Annotated in this window: 19 protein-coding genes; 1 reads left to right on the top strand and 18 read right to left on the bottom strand. The window is 45.8% G+C overall.

Features of this window, described 5'->3' with window-relative positions:
* Positions 1-24 precede the first annotated feature (24 nt).
* The 7 genes from AC1RJL_RS19685 to AC1RJL_RS19655 all read right to left on the bottom strand — a co-directional run bounded on the left by AC1RJL_RS19685 (position 25) and on the right by AC1RJL_RS19655 (position 5,325).
* Positions 25-624: a Yip1 family protein gene (locus tag AC1RJL_RS19685; protein ID WP_492917224.1), complete on the bottom strand. Its 600-nt coding sequence runs from the start codon at positions 622-624 to the stop codon at positions 25-27.
* 232 nt (positions 625-856) lie between these two features.
* On the bottom strand, positions 857-1,519 hold the full coding sequence (locus AC1RJL_RS19680) for an SCO family protein (RefSeq protein WP_492917222.1): 663 nt from the start codon (positions 1,517-1,519) through the stop codon (positions 857-859).
* Between the two features lie 62 nt (positions 1,520-1,581).
* Positions 1,582-2,001, bottom strand: coding sequence for a copper chaperone PCu(A)C (locus AC1RJL_RS19675; protein WP_492917220.1), 420 nt, complete (start codon positions 1,999-2,001; stop codon positions 1,582-1,584).
* 7 nt (positions 2,002-2,008) lie between these two features.
* Positions 2,009-2,944 carry a heme o synthase gene (gene cyoE / locus AC1RJL_RS19670; RefSeq protein ID WP_492917218.1) on the bottom strand — a complete coding sequence of 312 codons (936 nt, stop codon included), beginning with the start codon at positions 2,942-2,944 and terminating at the stop codon, positions 2,009-2,011.
* 34 nt (positions 2,945-2,978) lie between these two features.
* Entirely contained in the window at positions 2,979-4,049 is a 1,071-nt protein-coding gene (locus tag AC1RJL_RS19665; RefSeq protein ID WP_492917216.1) for a COX15/CtaA family protein, read from the bottom strand.
* Positions 4,046-4,588, bottom strand: a complete 543-nt coding sequence (locus AC1RJL_RS19660; RefSeq protein WP_492917214.1) for a redox-active disulfide-containing membrane protein — start codon at positions 4,586-4,588, stop codon at positions 4,046-4,048. The genes AC1RJL_RS19665 and AC1RJL_RS19660 overlap by 4 nt, the downstream gene beginning before the upstream one ends.
* The gene (locus AC1RJL_RS19655; protein WP_492917212.1) at positions 4,585-5,325 is read right to left on the bottom strand and encodes an SURF1 family protein; all 741 of its coding nucleotides are present in this window, start codon (positions 5,323-5,325) and stop codon (positions 4,585-4,587) included. Before AC1RJL_RS19655 ends, AC1RJL_RS19660 begins: the two co-directional genes overlap by 4 nt.
* Before the next feature lie 26 nt (positions 5,326-5,351).
* Here AC1RJL_RS19655 and AC1RJL_RS19650 point away from each other — a divergent pair, with 26 nt between their 5' ends.
* Entirely contained in the window at positions 5,352-5,561 is a 210-nt protein-coding gene (locus AC1RJL_RS19650; protein WP_492917210.1) for a DUF2909 domain-containing protein, read from the top strand.
* Between the two features lie 7 nt (positions 5,562-5,568).
* On the opposite strand, the gene AC1RJL_RS19645 is transcribed toward AC1RJL_RS19650, so the two are convergent.
* From AC1RJL_RS19645 to AC1RJL_RS19595, 11 genes are all read right to left on the bottom strand, one after another.
* A complete protein-coding gene (locus AC1RJL_RS19645; RefSeq protein ID WP_492917208.1) occupies positions 5,569-6,450 on the bottom strand; it encodes a cytochrome c oxidase subunit 3 in 882 nt (293 codons plus the stop codon).
* A gap of 45 nt (positions 6,451-6,495) precedes the next feature.
* Positions 6,496-7,023: a cytochrome c oxidase assembly protein gene (locus AC1RJL_RS19640; protein WP_492917206.1), complete on the bottom strand. Its 528-nt coding sequence runs from the start codon at positions 7,021-7,023 to the stop codon at positions 6,496-6,498.
* 23 nt (positions 7,024-7,046) lie between these two features.
* Complete coding sequence (gene ctaD / locus AC1RJL_RS19635; protein ID WP_492917204.1) at positions 7,047-8,657, bottom strand: cytochrome c oxidase subunit I; 1,611 nt, start codon at positions 8,655-8,657, stop codon at positions 7,047-7,049.
* Between the two features lie 3 nt (positions 8,658-8,660).
* Positions 8,661-9,821, bottom strand: a complete 1,161-nt coding sequence (gene coxB / locus AC1RJL_RS19630) for a cytochrome c oxidase subunit II (RefSeq protein ID WP_492917202.1) — start codon at positions 9,819-9,821, stop codon at positions 8,661-8,663.
* A gap of 856 nt (positions 9,822-10,677) precedes the next feature.
* Positions 10,678-11,511, bottom strand: a complete 834-nt coding sequence (locus tag AC1RJL_RS19625) for a putative porin (RefSeq protein WP_492917200.1) — start codon at positions 11,509-11,511, stop codon at positions 10,678-10,680.
* Between the two features lie 157 nt (positions 11,512-11,668).
* Entirely contained in the window at positions 11,669-12,475 is an 807-nt protein-coding gene (locus AC1RJL_RS19620) for a symmetrical bis(5'-nucleosyl)-tetraphosphatase (RefSeq protein WP_492917198.1), read from the bottom strand.
* 30 nt (positions 12,476-12,505) lie between these two features.
* Complete coding sequence (apaG, locus tag AC1RJL_RS19615) at positions 12,506-12,874, bottom strand: Co2+/Mg2+ efflux protein ApaG (RefSeq protein ID WP_492917196.1); 369 nt, start codon at positions 12,872-12,874, stop codon at positions 12,506-12,508.
* 1 nt (position 12,875) lies between these two features.
* A complete protein-coding gene (gene rsmA, locus AC1RJL_RS19610; protein ID WP_492917252.1) occupies positions 12,876-13,718 on the bottom strand; it encodes a 16S rRNA (adenine(1518)-N(6)/adenine(1519)-N(6))-dimethyltransferase RsmA in 843 nt (280 codons plus the stop codon).
* Between the two features lie 23 nt (positions 13,719-13,741).
* A complete protein-coding gene (gene pdxA, locus AC1RJL_RS19605) occupies positions 13,742-14,740 on the bottom strand; it encodes a 4-hydroxythreonine-4-phosphate dehydrogenase PdxA (RefSeq protein ID WP_492917194.1) in 999 nt (332 codons plus the stop codon).
* A 137-nt stretch (positions 14,741-14,877) separates the two neighbouring features.
* Entirely contained in the window at positions 14,878-16,197 is a 1,320-nt protein-coding gene (locus tag AC1RJL_RS19600; RefSeq protein ID WP_492917192.1) for a peptidylprolyl isomerase, read from the bottom strand.
* Positions 16,198-16,212: 15 nt separating this feature from the next.
* Positions 16,213-18,771, bottom strand: coding sequence for an LPS-assembly protein LptD (locus AC1RJL_RS19595; protein WP_492917190.1), 2,559 nt, complete (start codon positions 18,769-18,771; stop codon positions 16,213-16,215).
* Positions 18,772-18,787: the final 16 nt, after the last annotated feature.

Raw genomic sequence — 18,787 nt, 5'->3', positions numbered from 1 at the left:
TATATATCTCTAAAACATTAGAAATTAATGCGTATAAGCAGGCCCAAAACCAAAACTCCAAATCAATACTGTAATTGCCATTAACGCAACGAACATCACAAGGCCGATAGTCAGGATTGAACTCGCGTATACAAATCCTTCATCTTCAGGAATTTTCATAAAGATAGGAATGCCGGTATAGAGCAAGAATACGGTATAAAACACTGCGCCTATACCCACCAACATCACCAAAACCATATTTGGATAAAGCGCGCAAAGCCCGGCCACAAATAATGGTGTCGCCGTATAGGCAGCAAATACAATGCAACGCCCCAAACCCGGGGTCGAGTCATAAGTGCGCGACATCCAATCGATAAATGCACCAATAATCCCCACTCCAACAAGCAGCGCCAGATACATAAGGACGCTCATTACCATAGCGCTGGATTCAGTCAGCTTTACCACCGCACCATTACCAATGGCCCAGCCAATTTTAGTAGTGCCGATAAACATCGAAACAGGGGGGATGAGGGCGAGGAAAAGCACGTGGGCAAAGTACAGATGGGAAACGCTTTCTTCCGTATCGCGAATTTCCTTCCACTCTTGCTGTGGATGGGTGAACAGGCCGGCAACATGGGAAATCATATTCTGTCTCCAACAATGTTATTAGGTTATTCAATCGTATTTTGTGGTATCTACACTCAATGTACATTCGCATTAAAAAGTTGGCAGGCGACAAACTATTATCGTCTTGATCTAAGTATACAGATCAGCCCAACTACCGTGCTGAATGTGGTTAGATCAAATGAAATTCAAAAAATAATTGACAATAACTACAACCTCTATCTGCTGCGCATAGCAGCCGGAACTTATTAAATTACCAACCCATTAACTGTTGCATATCGGCAAGTAGCTTTTGCGCCTCATAAGGCGGCGCAAAGGTTCCTACATATTCTGCGGCCGGATTTACCAAAAAGATCCGCATGGAATGATTGACCAGATACTGGTCACCTGCATTCGTTGGCATATTAATACCGGCAGGCACGGTCAATAATTTACCCTCGATAATCACCGAGCGATCATATGCCGCACCAAAAAATTGTGCGAATTTTGCCAACTCATCATTATTCCCCCTCACGCCCAGAATCTCCGGATTAAAAAAGCCGACATATTCCGCCAATTTACTGGTGGCATCCCGTTCAGGATCGACACTGACAAAGATAACCTGCAATGGATGCCGGTTTTCATTCAGAACCAATACTTTTGCAAGCTTCTGCAATTCTAACGGGCAAAAGTCCGGACACGAGGTAAAGCCAAAAAAAACCAGGCTCCAATGATCGCGAAATGTATTTACATCCACGGCTTCGCCGCGATGATTTTCCAACTTCAATGCCGGAAGCGATTGCGGTGCAGGTAACAGTTGGACGATAGCCAATTGGGGCGGAGGGGCAAAATATTGTGTTCCCAGTACAACGCCCAAGCCAAGGCAGGCCATAATCGCAACGGTAGAAAATAGGATCAGGATTTTTTTATCGGCCATATCTGATGATCAATTTGTTTAATCGCCAATTTTTAATATTCACTTTTTCAATATCCAACATCTTAATGTTCATCCCTTTTAACAATCACATCTATGTCTTGCTCGGAGCCATCACTAAACGTAAGGGTAATGCGCACCGGTGTATCCAATGCTAATTCATAGCGCGGCTTCATCAACATAATGTGCAAATCACCCGGCTGTAAATGAATGCTGGACTGCGCAGGAATACTAAGCTGATCAAGATGTTCCATCGCCACTTTGTCACCTTGGATTTGAGTATGGTGCAACATCGCAGTAGCGCAGCAGTCCGCACTCACATGGGTGATAACTTGTGCATCCTGCTGCTGATTGGAAAGTTTCATATAGGCTGCACTCATCTGGATTGATGGCGGCGCCAACTTAACCCAAGCATGCTCGACAAGTAATTCAGCTCTGGCATTAAACGCAAGCAACAACACAAAAATTAATACGCAGGATTGCATTGGTAACTTACTGAAAAAATGTATCGAAATTCCACTTAGCATAATGATCCACCAACAAAACCAGAAATAACACCATCAAATGCACAATGGAAAAACGGAAGGTCTCCATCGCAGTATTGGCATCTGCCTTAAATTTCAAACGCCATGCATAATGAATAAATTTGGCGTTAAGGTAGAGACTGGCAAACAGGTACAAAATTCCCGTCATCCCCACTAAATAAGGCAACAGGCACACAACCAATAATAATAATGTATAAAGCAAAATGGCTGTTTTGGTAAATTCGATTCCGTGAGTCACTGGTAACATCGGAATGTTAGCTTTGGCGTAATCCTTACACCGATGAATTGCCAATGCCCAAAAATGGGGTGGAGTCCAGGTAAATACAATCATCATTAACAATAAAGCCTCACCACTCAGGTTCCCGGTAATTGCGGTCCACCCCAATACCGGTGGCAATGCTCCCGCAAGGCCACCGATAACGATGTTTTGCGGCGTAGCACGCTTCAATAACAATGTATAAACCACCGCGTAACCAAACAAACCAAACAAAGTAAGTACTGCAGTCAGTGTATTCACCGCAAATAATAAAAGGGCAAAACCGGAAATCGCCAAAGCACAGGCAAACCCCGCTGCCTGCATTGTTGTCAAGCGACCCTTTGGTAAGGGGCGCATATGGGTCCGCGCCATTTGCGCATCAATTTTTTGATCCAGCACATGATTAAAAGCTGCTGCCGCAGCAGACACAAGTGCTATGCCCAGACTCGCCGATAACATCAGTAAAAAATCAGGTGGTGACGGCGTTGCCAGCATCATTCCTACCCATGCAGTGAGCACCAGCAGTGCAACCACTTTGGGTTTGGTAAGCTGATAATAATCGCGGCAGTAACCGATAACATCCGCACGGGATAAAACAGGGACCAGGGTATTTTTTATTGTTGCCATAACAAACTCCCACTGTGATTATCACCGGGTATTTTTAATGATGTACAACGACAGGATTTTGCGCTCTGATAAGGTGACGATTATCCATGGGAAATGTTCGTCGCAAATATATCTGCCGCATAAAGACCACTACCATCATAAGTAAATTCGCTGCAATCACATTGTGTGCGACCGCATTCAATAACGGTAATTGGGCAACCACATTCACCAACCCCAAGATCAGTTGCAGCAATAATAATCCGGCAATAATTGCAGCGAAGCGACGCATGGATTTTGCGGTAGCGCGACGCCAGGATAAGAACGCAAAACTACCAAGCACCAACAGTGTTACTATCGCACCCATGCGATGTAATACATGGATACTCATGCGTGCCTCATAAGGCAAAACCCCGTATTCATAGGTTTCATGCCCCATAGGTAAACTCAACGCGGATACCACAGAAAAGCGCTCAGTCCATCCGCTTTCACAAAATGGCAATTGATAACAAACAGCCGCGGCATAATTAGTTGAAGTCCATCCCCCCAGCATTATTTGCGCAATTAATACCAGCATCGCCACATAACCGAACGGCAATAAACGAGCAAGCTGAGGTTCAGCTGTTGAAGACTGCGTATGCTTTTCCAGCCGTTGGTTTCGTCTATACCAACTGATATTCACACGTAACAGCGCCAGCAAACTCAGCAATGCAAAACCACCTGACAAATGCGCCAATACCACGAGCGGCAACAAATTCATGGTTACCGTCCACATTCCTAATGCGGCCTGGAAAATAACTAATAACAAAATAGCCGAACTCAATAAACGAAAGCGTTTTAACCACACACTAACCAGGGCAATCATCAATACACATACCCCCAACAATCCTGCGATATAACGATGCAACATTTCATTATGGGCTTTATGCGGCTCTATCTGTGCCTCAGGAAATTTCGCTTGCGCTTCGGCAATATGGCCGTCGTGTAAAGGCGCCGTCAGTCTTCCATAACAACCGGGCCAATCAGGGCAGCCCAAACCGGCATCGGTCAAGCGGGTATATGCACCCAGCGCGATAACCATCAAAGTCAACAGTAAAGTGATATTTACCAAGGCAGCAAAACGATTCATGCACCGCTCCTGTCATAATTAATCAACCGCAATAAATCCGTACGAATATTTTTTGCAAGGTCGCGCATATGATCAGGATTCCCATCAACCGGGTAACGCAACAACACCAAACCGCGTTGGTTCACGATGACAATCTGGTTTTGCAATTCATTGGCAATTTCATTTTCCAGCTGCCAACCAATCGCAGGGAATTTATTTAATTGCTCAGGTTGATGCTGCGCCATAATCAACGGTTTTATTTTTAGTTGTTTCCTTCCCATACCCGCGTAAAGCTGCTGCAAAGTAAATAACGCTTGTTCACATTGTTGCCCGCAATAGGCAGGTTGCACATAGACCAAATACCAATGCACATTATTGTCGACGCTATTCTCTTGTACTCTATTCTCGTTATTCGGTAATAACAGTATTTCATCCTGCAACCACTCACCTTTATTAGTGCTTGCCTGACTAAACCAACCTAACGACAAACTCGCTTGCGCTGCCAACAAGGGCACTGCCGCGCAAATAAAAAACCAGCCAAAGAATTTCCTGCCACTCATGAATGAACTCCCTGTTGATGTTTGCGAGAACTTGCAGCTAATGCAATTACCACAACAGCCACCGCTAATAAAAACCACTGCAATGCATAAGCTTTGTGGCGCTCAGGTGGCAATATGACTGGCCGATAGTGGATCTTGTAGGGAGAATTTTTTTCCTGGTAGGCGAGACCATTCATTAACGGCCGCTGCAAATATTTGGCCAAGGATTCAGTATCAACCTGTTGGATACGCATTGGCCAAACCCCTTTATTTTCAATATTCGTTCCCAGCAATACACCTTTAATCCGCGTGCGGAAAATTCCTTGTACCTGTAACTCTTCCGGCACATTAATTGACGGTAAAACATTCCGTTCCAGCGGCGCCGCGATCCAACCCAAATTTAATAACAATGCCGGAGAATTAACTGATGTTGCGTCCTCTACTGCGATAAGCACATCGTAACCAATGCGGCCATCCACCATTTGGTTATCGACCAGCCACACCATGGGCACCAACCAGCGCGCGTTAAAATCCAGATGCACACTATCCTGCCCAGCTGCATTAATGGATGACAAACCTGTTAGATTTATCGCGCCCTGTTGCTGCCAATTTGCAATTCGCGCCAAAGTATTGGATTTTTCAGCCGCACGTTGCCATTGCCACCATGACAAGCCCAATAGCATCGCCACCACTACCAGATTAACCACTACCCATGGCCAGCAAACTACCCAATAGCGATTGAACGCTATAATAGTCATACACTCACTCCTACAGAGGTGCTTCCATGTTTATCAAAATAATTCTGGTTACACTGTTAGCAGTTGTTGTTTTCAGTTTGTTTCAAGCACTGATTGTGATGCTCAAAAATGATGAGACAGCACCCAAGATGTCAAAATATTTAGGGCGTCGACTCATCTTTTCTGCACTGGTCATTTTATTGTTGTTAATACTATTGTTGACCGGTGTTATCACACCTAACCATCCCCCTTATTAGCCAATCGTTACAGCACATAGACAAATACAAACAGGTTTAACCAGACAACATCTACAAAATGCCAATACCAAGCCGCCGCTTGAAAACCAAAATGGCGCTCGGCGGTAAAGTGGCCTTTTATCAATATGCGTAAAAAAATGACCAATAAAAAAATTGCCCCCAAGGTGACATGCAAACCATGAAAACCGGTCAATAGGAAAAAGGTATTGCCATAGACACCAGAGTCCAATCGCAGGCCTAATTCATGGTAAGAATGCGCATACTCATATCCTTGCAGAAATAAAAATAAGACACCGAGAATAATGGTTAATAGTAGAAAGAAACCTAATTGAGTATACTTTTTTTGTTCTATGCCCATATGGGCAAACTGCAGGGTCACCGAAGATGCTAACAAAATGATCGTGTTATAAAGCGGAATACCGTCCCAGGGCATTGCTTGTGTTTCCAACCCAGCGGGTGTTTTGGTTAGTGGCCAAATTGCTTCAAAATTGGGCCAGAGTATCTCCGCGGTCATCGCATTATTATCGGCACCATCCAGCCAAGGGACAGCGATGATGCGCGCGTAAAACAGTGCGCCGAAAAATGCCATAAAAAACATGACTTCCGAAAAAATAAACCAACTCATGCCCTGCCGGAACGATCGATCCATTTGCGAGCTGTAAAGTCCATCCATCGACTCGTCAATAATGTTGCTGAACCAGCCGAACAACATGTAAAACAACAATGCAAAACCGGCGATGATTAAAAAGATACCAATGCCATGCTGGTCTTTGGCCAGTGCATTGATCCAGAGTGCTGCACCGTAGCCTAATAAAAACAGTGCTATAGCACCGACAATTGGCCAACTGCTCTGATGGGGTACGTAATATTTTTGCTGGGCAATAGCCATAATCATTTCTCCACTCGCACAGATTTAACGCTCTGGACGCAACAACTATCGGCTCGCGGTCTGATGTGTGCTCCTATACAAACGATAGGAGAGCGTGATAGTCGTAAACTGTTTTGGTAAATCAGGATCTATATAAAATTGCACCGGCATGGATTTCCTTTCGCGCGCATCTAACGGTTGCTCTACAAAACAAAAACACTCTATTTTTTTAAAGTAACGCGCTGCCTCACCGGGAGATACCGAAGGCACTGCGCGACCAACCATGGCTTCATCGGTTAAATTCTCTACATCAAAATTCACTACCATCACTGCACCCGGGTGCAAACTGGCTTGCTCCACTTCCGGAGCAAAGCTCCACGGGATTCCACCATCGCGATTGGCAATAAATTCCACACTGATCTCGCGGCTTTCATCAATGCGTTTTGATGCAGGTGCAGCCGTGCTTTCCGTTTTCCCGTTGATTCCGGTGTAGCGGCAAAATACGTCATACAAGGGCACTAACGCAAAACCAAAACCAAACATGGCGATGCATATCAACACTAATTTGCGAATCAGTACTCTGTGTGCTTTCATGCTCGCTCCTCACATCCACAGATTTATTTAACCAGTGGTGGTGTTTGAAAAGTATGGTAAGGCGCAGGTGATGGGATTTCCCATTCCAGCCCATGGGCGCCCTCCCACACTTGCGTCGTTGCTTTTTTTCCTTTGCCGCGCATGCAGCGCACTACGCCCCATACAAATAACAATTGCGACAAACCAAACAAGGCGCCACCAATACTGATAAATGCATTCATATCGGCAAACTGCAATGCGTAGTCAGGAATGCGGCGCGGCATTCCTGCAAGACCCACAAAATGCATGGGGAAAAACAACATGTTGACTGATATCAACGAGCACCAAAAATGCCACTGTCCCAAACGTTCGCTGTACATGACGCCACTCCATTTGGGAATCCAAAAATAAACGCCCGAAATAATGCCAAACAATGCGCCGGTCACCAGCACGTAGTGAAAATGCGCTACCACAAAATAGGTATCCTGATATTGGAAATCGGCAGGAATAATAGCCAACATCAATCCTGAAAGGCCACCGATGGTAAAGAGCACAATAAAAGCCACCGCAAACATCATTGGAGTTTCAAACGTCATGGCTCCGCGCCACATAGTTGCCACCCAATTAAATACTTTCACTCCGGTGGGTACCGCGATCAACATAGTGGAATACATAAAAAATAATTCCGCCGCGACCGGCATACCGGTAGTAAACATATGGTGCGCCCACACAATAAAAGACAGGAATGCAATACTGGCCGTAGCAATAACCATGGATTCATAGCCAAACAATGGTTTGCGTGAGAAGGTCGGAATAATGCTGGAGACAATACCGAAGGCGGGCAAAATCATAATGTAAACTTCCGGGTGCCCGAAGAACCAAAAAATATGCTGGAACATCACCGGATCGCCGCCGCCAGCAGCATTAAAAAAGCTGGTGCCAAAATATTTATCGGTGAGCACCATTGTCACTGTGCCTGCAAGTACCGGCATTACCGCAATCAATAAAAATGCTGTGATCAACCAGGTCCAGACGAATAACGGCATTTTCATCCAGGTCATGCCGGGTGCACGCAAATTAAAAATTGTGACTATGACATTCATCGCACCCATGATGGATGAAATACCCAACAAATGAACTGAGAACACAAAAAACGCAGTACTGTCATTACTGTAGGTCGTAGAAAGCGGAGCATAAAAAGTCCATCCGGCAGCTGGGCCGCCGCCTTCCATAAATAACGTTGATAACAAAATAAAAAACGAAAATGGCAGTATCCAAAAGCTCCAGTTATTCATACGCGGCAACGCCATATCAGGAGCGCCGATCATTAACGGCACCATCCAGTTAGCAAGTCCTACGAACGCTGGCATAATTGCGCCGAATACCATCACCAATCCGTGCACCGTAGTCATCTGGTTAAAGAAATGCGGATCGACAAACTGCAAACCTGGCTGGAATAATTCAGCGCGAATAACCATCGCCAGGCTGCCGCCAATAAACAGCATCAGCAATGAAAATAATAAATAAAGCGTGCCTATATCTTTATGGTTAGTAGTAAATAACCAGCGTGTTATACCGCTGGGCTTGTGGTCGTGCTCGCCTGCATGCGCATGCTCATCACTGACATCAAGGGTATTGGAATTATCTGTGCTCATTATTTACTCCCCTGCACTTATTGCGTCAGCAATATCGGATACTTGCACCAATTCACCGGTATTATTACCCCAGGCATTGCGCTCATAGGTAATTACCGCCGCGAGTTCGCTTGTTGTAAGTTGTTTGCCAAATGCTTGCATTGCTGTGGCGGGTTTACCGAATACCACCATGTGAATATGTGCGGGAATATCTTTAGTAGCGATCAAGCTTCCTTTAAGCGCAGGGATAGCACCAGCCAAACCTTCGCCTGAGACCTGATGGCAAACTGCACAATGGGCTTCGTAGACTTTTTTACCGAGAACCATTAGCTCATCCATATTTTGCGTCGCTAACGCAGCAGCTTTTTCTGCTTCCTTCGCTTGAGCTTGCAATTCAACCTGTTCAGCTACCCAGCGATCAAACTCTTCCAGTGTTTTTACCTCGACCACAATTGGCATAAAGCCATGATCCTTACCGCACAGTTCCGCACACTGCCCGCGATAAATTCCCGGCGTGTCTACTTTGGTCCATGTCTCATTAATAAAGCCGGGGTTCGCATCTTTCTTAATTGCAAATGCAGGTACCCACCAAGAGTGGATGACATCGTCAGCGGTAACCAGGAAACGTATTTTTTTACCGGTAGGAATAACCAGAGGTTTATCGACATCCCGTAAATACAATTCAGTTTTTTCGGAAAGGTTATTAATTTGTTCACGGGGAGTCGCAAGCAAGGAATAAAATTCGATTGGATATTCCAAATATTTGTAATGCCACTTCCATTGCGAACCGGTAACAAGAATGGTGAGGTCTGCTTTGGATGCATCTTCCATCGCAATTAATGTTTTACTGGCAGGAATAGCCATCACTATCAATATAGCTACAGGTATAGCAGTCCAAAGTAATTCAATTTTCAAGCTGCCATGAAATTGTGCCGGCGTTGCGCCTTTGGATTTCCGGTGCCGGACAATCGACCAAAACATCAAGCTAAATACAATCAATGCAATTGCGCAGCAAATATAGAAAATTGCCATGTGCAGGTTATAAACCTGATGGCTGATGTCCGTTGCGCCGCGCGTCATATTGTATTTTTCTTGCTGCGCTTGTGCTGGCCAGCTCATCAGAAGCACCACAATCAGGGCCAGATAATGCACCGCACCTATCATGCTGAGCAAATAGCGTTTCACTGCACGGCTCCTTTTTTATGGTCCGGGCATTGATGGCCTCGGAGTTCTTTTTATACTTCGGTTTCTATACTTCAGCCTTATGCTTTTTTGAAATGCTAAATAGACAGATGAGCGAAACCGCCCCGCAGATTACGCAGGATTTCAATTAGCCCAATAGACTATTCCCAACAACAGCTCACAAAAAAACAACTGGCAACACGATTGGCAATAATGAAATAAATAGCCATATAAATGACCAGTGTTATTTACACATGCTTTTTAGCAATACATAGACGCTGGAAAATCCAGCGAAGGAATCAGGTGAACATATCCAGTCATTCAACCGGAGCACAGGCGCGACCTGACAACAGAAACAGCCAACTGGCTAAACAGCGGAGGGATAAACAGGAAAGTCTCCTCAAAAAGGAAAGCTTTCAATTCCCACGTCTTTAAACCACAAGACACCCAGCCAGAACACAGGACGTACCAGAAAAACCGGACACCTCAATTCCAACAATCGGCGGGAGCATTTTTTACAGCAGATGATTAAGTTAAAAAACTACTGAGAAATAAAAGCTACCCGACGGATTAACTATAAACCCATCGGGTTAAAACGCAAGAAACAACAATGGAACAAACAATGAAACAACAATAGAATAACATTTAAAAAAATATCAGCGCTAATGGAATATTTTAATATAACGAAACGCACTGATGGGGGAATTAAGACTTTCACGGCAGATGTCCTTCAATAAAACGCCAAGCTGAAATAATCTTGGCGTTTTATTGAGGCACTTAACATAAGTGCAAGATATCAGTAGTCACTTTTAGGAGCGATAATACCTAAAAGAGGATAATTCCTGGAAACGTATAGTTTCTAGAAACGTATCGTCCCGCCTAACATTAAACTACTCTCATAATCACCATCAGTATAAGTCAGCTCTGCACTAATATTGTCGGTAAAGAAATTACGTGCGCGGACAAAATAATCCGTGGTGCTATCTTCATTACTGTTGTAAGAGGCATTCACAAAACCGGCACCAATACTTAAATTCCGATCCAGATAATAATCTACCGCCCCAGTAATGGTGTCTTTGGCATAGCTAATATCTGATTTCTCATAACTGGCTTCAATATTCAATGCCTGCTCACCAGACAAGGGGATAACGTATTTACCGTTGATATTCCATTGGTCTGATACATCAACATCTTCGGTAAATTCAGTCCAGACCAGCAACCCAGTAACGGGTGCTATACCGGCTTTTACAAACCAGGTGGAATCCCATTTGGATGAATCACTACCACCTTCGAAGTTACCTTCTGCAGGCCAGGAATATTTGGATTTGAACTCATTAACACCAGCACCCAAATAGAACATGGTATTGGGAATATAAAAATCTACACCGATTGAACGTTGGTAGATATCAAGGCGGTCACCCGCCTCTTTAAATTCAAAGTTACCCAGACCGATATAGAGATTGCTCGCCTTTTCAATAAAGGCAGCTTCGGCCAATGGATGGTTTTTAGTATCCACTGGAGAGAAATAATATTTTCCTTCAAGGCCAACAAAATAACCTTCTTCGGGATCATCGTTAATATCAATATCGGCGTAAGCAGCAGATATCTCACTTTGGTAAGTGGCAGCAAGTGCAAAAGGTGCAGTTAAAAAACCAGCAGTCGTAATAATAGTTGGCAATAATTTGATTTTCATAATCTATCCTCTGATATAAACAACAGCATCAGTAGCGATGCTTGAAGCCATACTAGAGGGGGATAATTGAATTTAACCTGAACGATACAGAGTGTTACAAATTACGCTTATTTATCAGCCAACATGAGCAAATTTACAGCTAAAGGAATTTTTTACGTCAACAATCGCAAAAGAACCAGCGTTCGTCTTCCAAACGCAATGCAGTGAGCGCCCCCCCCCATACACAACCGGTATCCAATGCGTAAACATTTTCAACATTAGTGCGGCCTTCAAGCGCAGCCCAGTGACCAAATAGAATTTTTTGTGCGCAGGTTTTTCGATCGGTAAATGAAAACCAGGGTGCAAAACCACTAGGAGCAGCGTCGGCATTTTCTTTGGTTTGTAACTCCAATTCGCCTTCAGCACTGCAGAAACGCATGCGCGTAAAGTAATTGGTAATAAGTCGCCAGCGATCAACTCCATCAAGGTTATCGTCCCAGCGCCCTGGCAAATTACCGTACATACCGGCAAGGAAACTTTCGATTTTATCTGTTTGCAAAACCGTTTCCACTTCACGCGAATGTATCAGTGCATCCTGCAAATCCCATTGCGGTGGGATACCGGCATGCACCATAGTGAAATTCAAAATGGGATCGTGATGTACCAGTTTTTGATGTCGCAACCAATAGACTAAATCAGCGCAATCGGGTGCGCGCAGTAATTCATCGAGCGTATCGTTTTTACCGCGTTTGCGCAGTCCGTAATACACGGCGATGAAATGCAAATCGTGATTGCCCAATACAATCGTAATTGAGTCGCGCAGGCGATATAAAAAACGCAGGGTTGCCAATGTATCCGGCCCACGATTAATTAAATCGCCCGCGAGCCATAGTTTATCTTTGAGGGGATTAAATTCGATTTCTTTTAACAGGCATTGCAGGGGTTCAAGACAGCCTTGTATATCACCAATTGCGTAGGTTGCCATATTAATACCTGTAAAAACGGTTGGGCTGGATTAATGAATCGCGTGCGGTGGTACTAGCGCAAAAGTGGGGATGGGGGCATCGAAAATAGCGCCATCATCGGCACGCATATGATATGTACCTTCCATAATACCCGTTTCTGTTTCAAGAATAACACCACTAGTGTAAGTGTAACTCTCACCGGGTTTTATATGCGGCTGCTCACCAACCACCCCCATACCTTGTACTTCTTGCAGTTTTTCATTGGCATCGGTGATGCGCCAATGGCGACTGATCAATTGTGCAGGCTCCGCACTTTTATTTGCGATGGTGATGGTATAGCTGTACACGTAGCGATGTTCAAGCGGTACAGATTGCGCCTCGATGTAATGGGTGCGCACCAGAACCTGGATATCAGACATATTAATCTGCCTCTTTCAACGATTGGCCATTCAACGACAGCTCACCGAGCAAATTACTCATTGCTACATATTCGGACAAACTGATTTCTTCGGGACGCAATTGCAAATCCACGGACAAGGTTTCCATTTGCTCAGGGGTCAATAATTGCTTGAGTGAATTGCGCAGGGTTTTGCGGCGCTGCTGGAACGCCACGTTCACTAAAGTCTCCAAGCTTTTAACATTGTTCGCAATATGCGGCAAAGTTTCATAAGGAGTCAAACGCACAATGGCAGAATCAACTTTGGGCGCAGGATCAAATGAGGTCGGTGGTACATCAAACAAATCTTCTACTGCACAATAATATTGCACCATGATGCCCAAGCGACCATAGGCGCTATCACCCGGTTGCGCCGCCATGCGTTTCACCACTTCTTTTTGCAGCATGAAATGCATGTCTTGTACGCGGTTAGCATAAGTCAGCAGATGAAATATTAATGGTGTTGATATGTTGTATGGCAGATTGCCAACAATGCGCAAAGGTTGGTCGTTGTTAATTAACTGCGCAAAATCAAATTTCAGCGCATCGGCCTGGAATAATTGAAAATTGGGATGATGCTCAAATTTTACTTTCAACCAGGGCACCAGGTCGCGATCCAATTCGATCACATTTAAATTATCGCAACTGTCGGCAAGCAATTGGGTAATCGCGCCTTTTCCCGGCCCAATCTCTACGATCAAATCATTTTTTTGTGGATGCACCGAGCGGACTATATCGCGGATAATGCCGTGATCGATCAAAAAGTTTTGCCCAAAACGTTTGCGTGCTTTGTGTTGTGATTCCGGCTGTGAATGAGAACCAAGCATTTTTTTCATGAAACAAATTCCACTTAATAGCGCACGTGTTTTGCTTGCACCATCGCCAGTGCATAGCTTAATGCAGTTCGCAAACTGCCCAAATCGGCTTTGCCGGTTGCCGCCAGATCCAGCGCCGTACCGTGATCAACCGAGGTACGGATAATCGGTAAACCAAGCGTAATATTCACTGCCTGACCAAAACCTTTGTATTTCAACACTGGCAATCCCTGATCGTGATACATCGCAAGCACTGCATCGGCATGATCGAGATATTTTGGCGTGAATAAAGTATCGGCTGGCAAAGGGCCGATTAAATTCATTCCGCGTGCACGCAGTTTCGCAAGTACCGGCTCAATCACGTCAATTTCTTCGCGTCCGAGATGACCGCCCTCACCCGCGTGGGGATTTAATCCACAGACCAAAATGCGCGGTGTCGCAATACCAAATTGCACTTGCATATCGCGATGCAAAATTTCTGTCACTAATGTGAGTTCGTCTTCGGTGATGGCGGCCGCTACATCTTTTAATGGTAGATGAGTAGTGGCAAGCGCAACACGCAGGCCTTCAGTAGCAAGCATCATCACTACTTTTTCAGTATTGGTTTTTTCGGCGAGATATTCAGTGTGGCCGCTAAAGGCAATGCCTGCATCATTGATTATACTTTTTTGTACCGGGCCGGTAACCAGAGCCGCAAATTGTCCATTTACACAGCCAGCGATTGCAGCATCAAGCGTACGCAAAATATAGGGCGCATTCTTAACATTTAATTTTCCCGACTCAGCGACTTCGGCAAGTGCGACCGGCAGCACCGCAAGCTCACCGGCAGCAGTAGGGCGCGGTACGTCCTGCAGATTAATTTCGCGCAGCTTTAGCGGATAGCCAAGTTGCTGCGCGCGCGCTTGCAATAAATCCGGATCGGCAATGGCGACAATTTCATGCTGCTGCGCTTGTTGTGCGAGGATGATAACCAAATCCGGGCCTATACCGGCTGGCTCACCGGGTGTAAGCGCTATTCGATAACAGGAAGTCATAGGAGTCTGAGCCTGAAACAATACACAATAAAAAAGACATAATAAAAATGCAGCTTCAAAATGCACAGCGGCTAAAAACAAATTACGCCGGGTCTTAGCGCAATCCATTTTTAGCCGCCACGGGCAAGAAAACTAACTTAAAGTTTAATTTCGACGTATGCCTCTTCGCGGATTTGCGTCAACCAAAGTTGGAATTCTTCATCAAAGCGACGTGAGCGCAAAACATTCGCGGCTTGGTTGCGCTTCATTTTATCGCTCATATCTTCTTTGCGACGCTCAATCACTTGCAAAATATGCCAGCCAAATTGGCTTTTGAAGGGACGACTAATACTGCCGATGGAGGTATTTTTCATCGCCTCTTCAAACTCGGCAACAAACATCCCGGGCGTTGACCAACCCAAATCGCCACCGCTCAACATAGAGCCGGTATCTTCCGAGTTTTCACGGGCGAGCTTGGCAAAATCTTCCCCCTTCTCGATGCGGGTTTTTAACGCGAGTAATTTTTCACGCGCTTGCGCATCGTCCATAATTTCTGAGGTTTTTACCAGAATATGGCGCGCGTGGGTTTGATCAATCAATTGCTCTCCACCACCGCGCTGCTCAATGTTTTTCAGGATGTGAAAACCGGCACCGCTGCGAAAAGGTTTGGATACTTGTCCAACTACCAGATTGGCCATTTGGTTGCCAAATAATTCCGGCAATTGCGCCAGCTTACGCCAGCCGATATCACCGCCTTGCAATGCAGCCTGATCGTTGGAGTAGCTGATCGCCATTTGCGAAAAGTCGCTGCCGGATTGCAGTTTTTGGTAAATATCGTTGGCTTGTTTTTCCGCTGCAGCAACGGCGTCAGCATCGGCGCTGCTTGATACAGCAATCAATATATGACCGATATGGAAGTCAGGTGAAGTCGCATATTTGCCGTCGCTGGAGGCGAGGAAATTATTGACATCCTGATCAGTCACTTTGATACGGCTGTTCACCACACCTTGCTGCAAATGACTGATAGTTAATTCGTTACGCATTTGTTTGCGCAAACCATCAAGCGTTAGCCCCTGGCGTTTCAAATCCGCGTCCAATTGCGCCAGCGTAATCTGGTTTTTCTGCAAAACACGGCCAATTGCCTGATCAATTTCTGCTTCATCTACTTTGATCTCGTAACGCTCCGCCATCGCCAATTCAATGCGCTCGATAATCAATTGTTCGAGGATTTGTTTGTTGAGTACATCTTCCGGCGGCAGTTGCTGATACTGTCCACTCAAACGATCCAGTACGGACGCCTTGCGATCGTTCAATTCACTTTCTAACACCACATCTTTATCCACAATCGCAACCACGCGATCCAGTGACACCGCATTACCTTGGGCCAAGCTGAGTTGGCTGGCGGTTAATACCAAACCGCTCAATAATAATGTCCAGCCCATGTGCAATGAACATGGCTTGTTTTGGTTCTTACTCATAATTCGATCACTGTTTTATTGTAGAGATTTTTCACGCTCACCGTAGCCATACATAGCCTTGTTGAGCAGGTTACTAATACGTTGACTCAAATTGCCAAAACCGCGTAATTGCACTTCGATAAAAATACCGCGGTCATAATCATCACTGTCGAGATTCGCCAGGAAGTCAGGACTGAAGTCAAAATCCACCCACTGCCGTGCTAGCAGGCGGACGCGGTAGCAGCAATCGGTGTATTCGAGCCCGGCAAAGGTATCGAGTTCCGCATTGTACGTAAAATCGTAGTTGGCACGGGCAATTAATGCCCATTGGTTAGAAACCGGCCAGATAGTAGTCACATCCACTTGATTCAAGGTTTGGCCAATATTCGGATTGGTTTCCAGCGGACTGAGCGATACCGGATCGCGGCTGTAGCGATAACCCACATTTAAAATCCGGTATTGTTCATCCATGTAATGCAGGCTGGTGCTGACGGAGTACACTTTATCCTGCTGATGATCGTAGAGCAGGTCATTACTCATTCGCAAATGATCGCCAATTTGTGCACTTACCTGGGTCGCGATTGCTGAGCTGGAGCGGGTGTTGGCGTAGGCGTCATCATTATTGAGAATGCTGATTTCCCGATCCTCGAAATAATTGATCTGGCCAATGCTCATGCGCAGACGCTCAATCCCGGAGCCAGATTCGACATAGCGACTAGTAAGGCCAAGTGCCAAGTGGTTAGTATCATCAATACGATCACCTCCAGAAAAGCGGGAGTCGCGAAACAGTTGATCGTAAGTGAAGATCAGGTCCGAGGTATCGAAATTGACATAGCTCGCAGCGGAAGTCAGGCCGTAAAGCGCATCCTGGTTTTCGTAATCGCGATAGAGATAAAAAGCCCGCGGCTCCAGGGTTTGGATAAATGCATCGCCAAACCAAGAGGTATCGCGCTCAAAAAACAGCCCCATATCGAGTGAGCCCTGCGGTGCAGAATACTGCTGGCTGTCATCGACATCCGCGCGCATGTTGGTTGCTTCCAATTCATAGCCGAGCGTTTTCAACCCTACCCCCGGCTTGATGTAACCTGCAGTGAACTCTTTGTCCCACGTCAACTTGTAATTGGTGCGTACACGTTCGCCGGTGATCAGGTCGGCCTTGTAAAGTGCATTGGCAGGATCCTCTTCAAAATAACGATTCATGCCGAAATGGGTGTACTCGTTATCCAGTTCAAGCAGCCAATCACTGAAACGATATTGGCCATCTGCATGCAAACGGGGCAATTCGCGATAAGGCAGCTGGGTGCTGGTCAGCAGCCGAAATTCTTCTGCTTTTGCACCAAATTGCCAGTTCTCGCTATGGTAGCCAGCTGCAACACGCTGGCGAATATAGGCCTCCCGGTTCAAGTCGACCGAACTGCTATCTACATCGCGTAGATAGTCGGTATCACTCACATCAGTGTAATCAATCTCGGTCGACCACTGTTGGTTGCGACCACCAATCTGGGCGATATTGTATTGCCAGCGGTCTTTGCCGAGATAACGTTGGTCAATCACACCATCGTCGCGGCCGGTATCGCCACTGCGATCATTATTGAGCACACTGCCGCTCAACTCAGTATCAAAATACCGCGACATATGCCGAAACTCGGTCGCCAATATATAGCCGTGTTCGGACACATAACGAGGAGTGAAAGTCGCATCGTAATTGGGTGCGATATTCCAGTAAAAAGGCACCTCAAATTCGCCGATACCATCGCTGCTATCAAGGCCGACCGATGGAAATAAAAAGCCGGTCAGGCGATCAGGGCCGATGGGAAAACGGAAATAGGGCGCGTAGACAACCGGAATGTCCTTAATATGCAGACGCATATGTTTGGCCGTGCCATAATGCTTGTCGTTGTACAGGGTGATATTGGAGCCTTCAATCGACCAGGTGTTATCACCCGGCTCACAACTGGTAAAGGTTCCCTGATCAAGGCGAATAATGGTATCGCCAAACTTTTCCAGACTTTCAGCACGGCCACGGACACGGGTTTCATAGAGCACAAAACGCGCATTATCCAGACGGGCATTGCCTGTATTGGTATCAACATAGGCTTTATCGGCACGCAACAATAAGCCTGGCTCGCGCACCTGGATATTGCCTTCCAGCTCGGCTTCGCGGGTGGTTTTATCGAAAGTGAAGGTATCTGCACTGAACGAACGACGCCCCTGGGTCAGGCGCACGTCATCGCGCATGATAAATTTGGTCTGTTTTTCCGCCTCGGAATAATCCGCCGTACCAAAAATATTGGCCTTCTCCGGATCCATCTCTGATTCAGCATCATTGCGTGGTGGTGCGATATAAGCACCGCAACAAGCTGTCGGGACGGTCGCTTTTTGCTCTTCAGTCAACTCTTCAAGCGGGATCCAATCCAATTCTCGCAATTGCTCGTTGGGATCTTTTTTAGTCGCGCCTGATGTGTCGTCAGCCCAGGATAACGGGGCAGTCAGCAGCAGCACCCCCGCGCATTGGGCTGCTACACACAAGGCAAGGCGGGAGCGAAGGAATTTACTGCGCAGGTTCTGTTTGGAATGATATTGGTGTGGAGCCATTAACCGCGGTCTCAAA

It is taken from the genome of Cellvibrio sp. GW822-FHT04B05, assembly GCF_058800985.1.
This window is presented reverse-complemented; position numbering and strand designations above follow the sequence as displayed.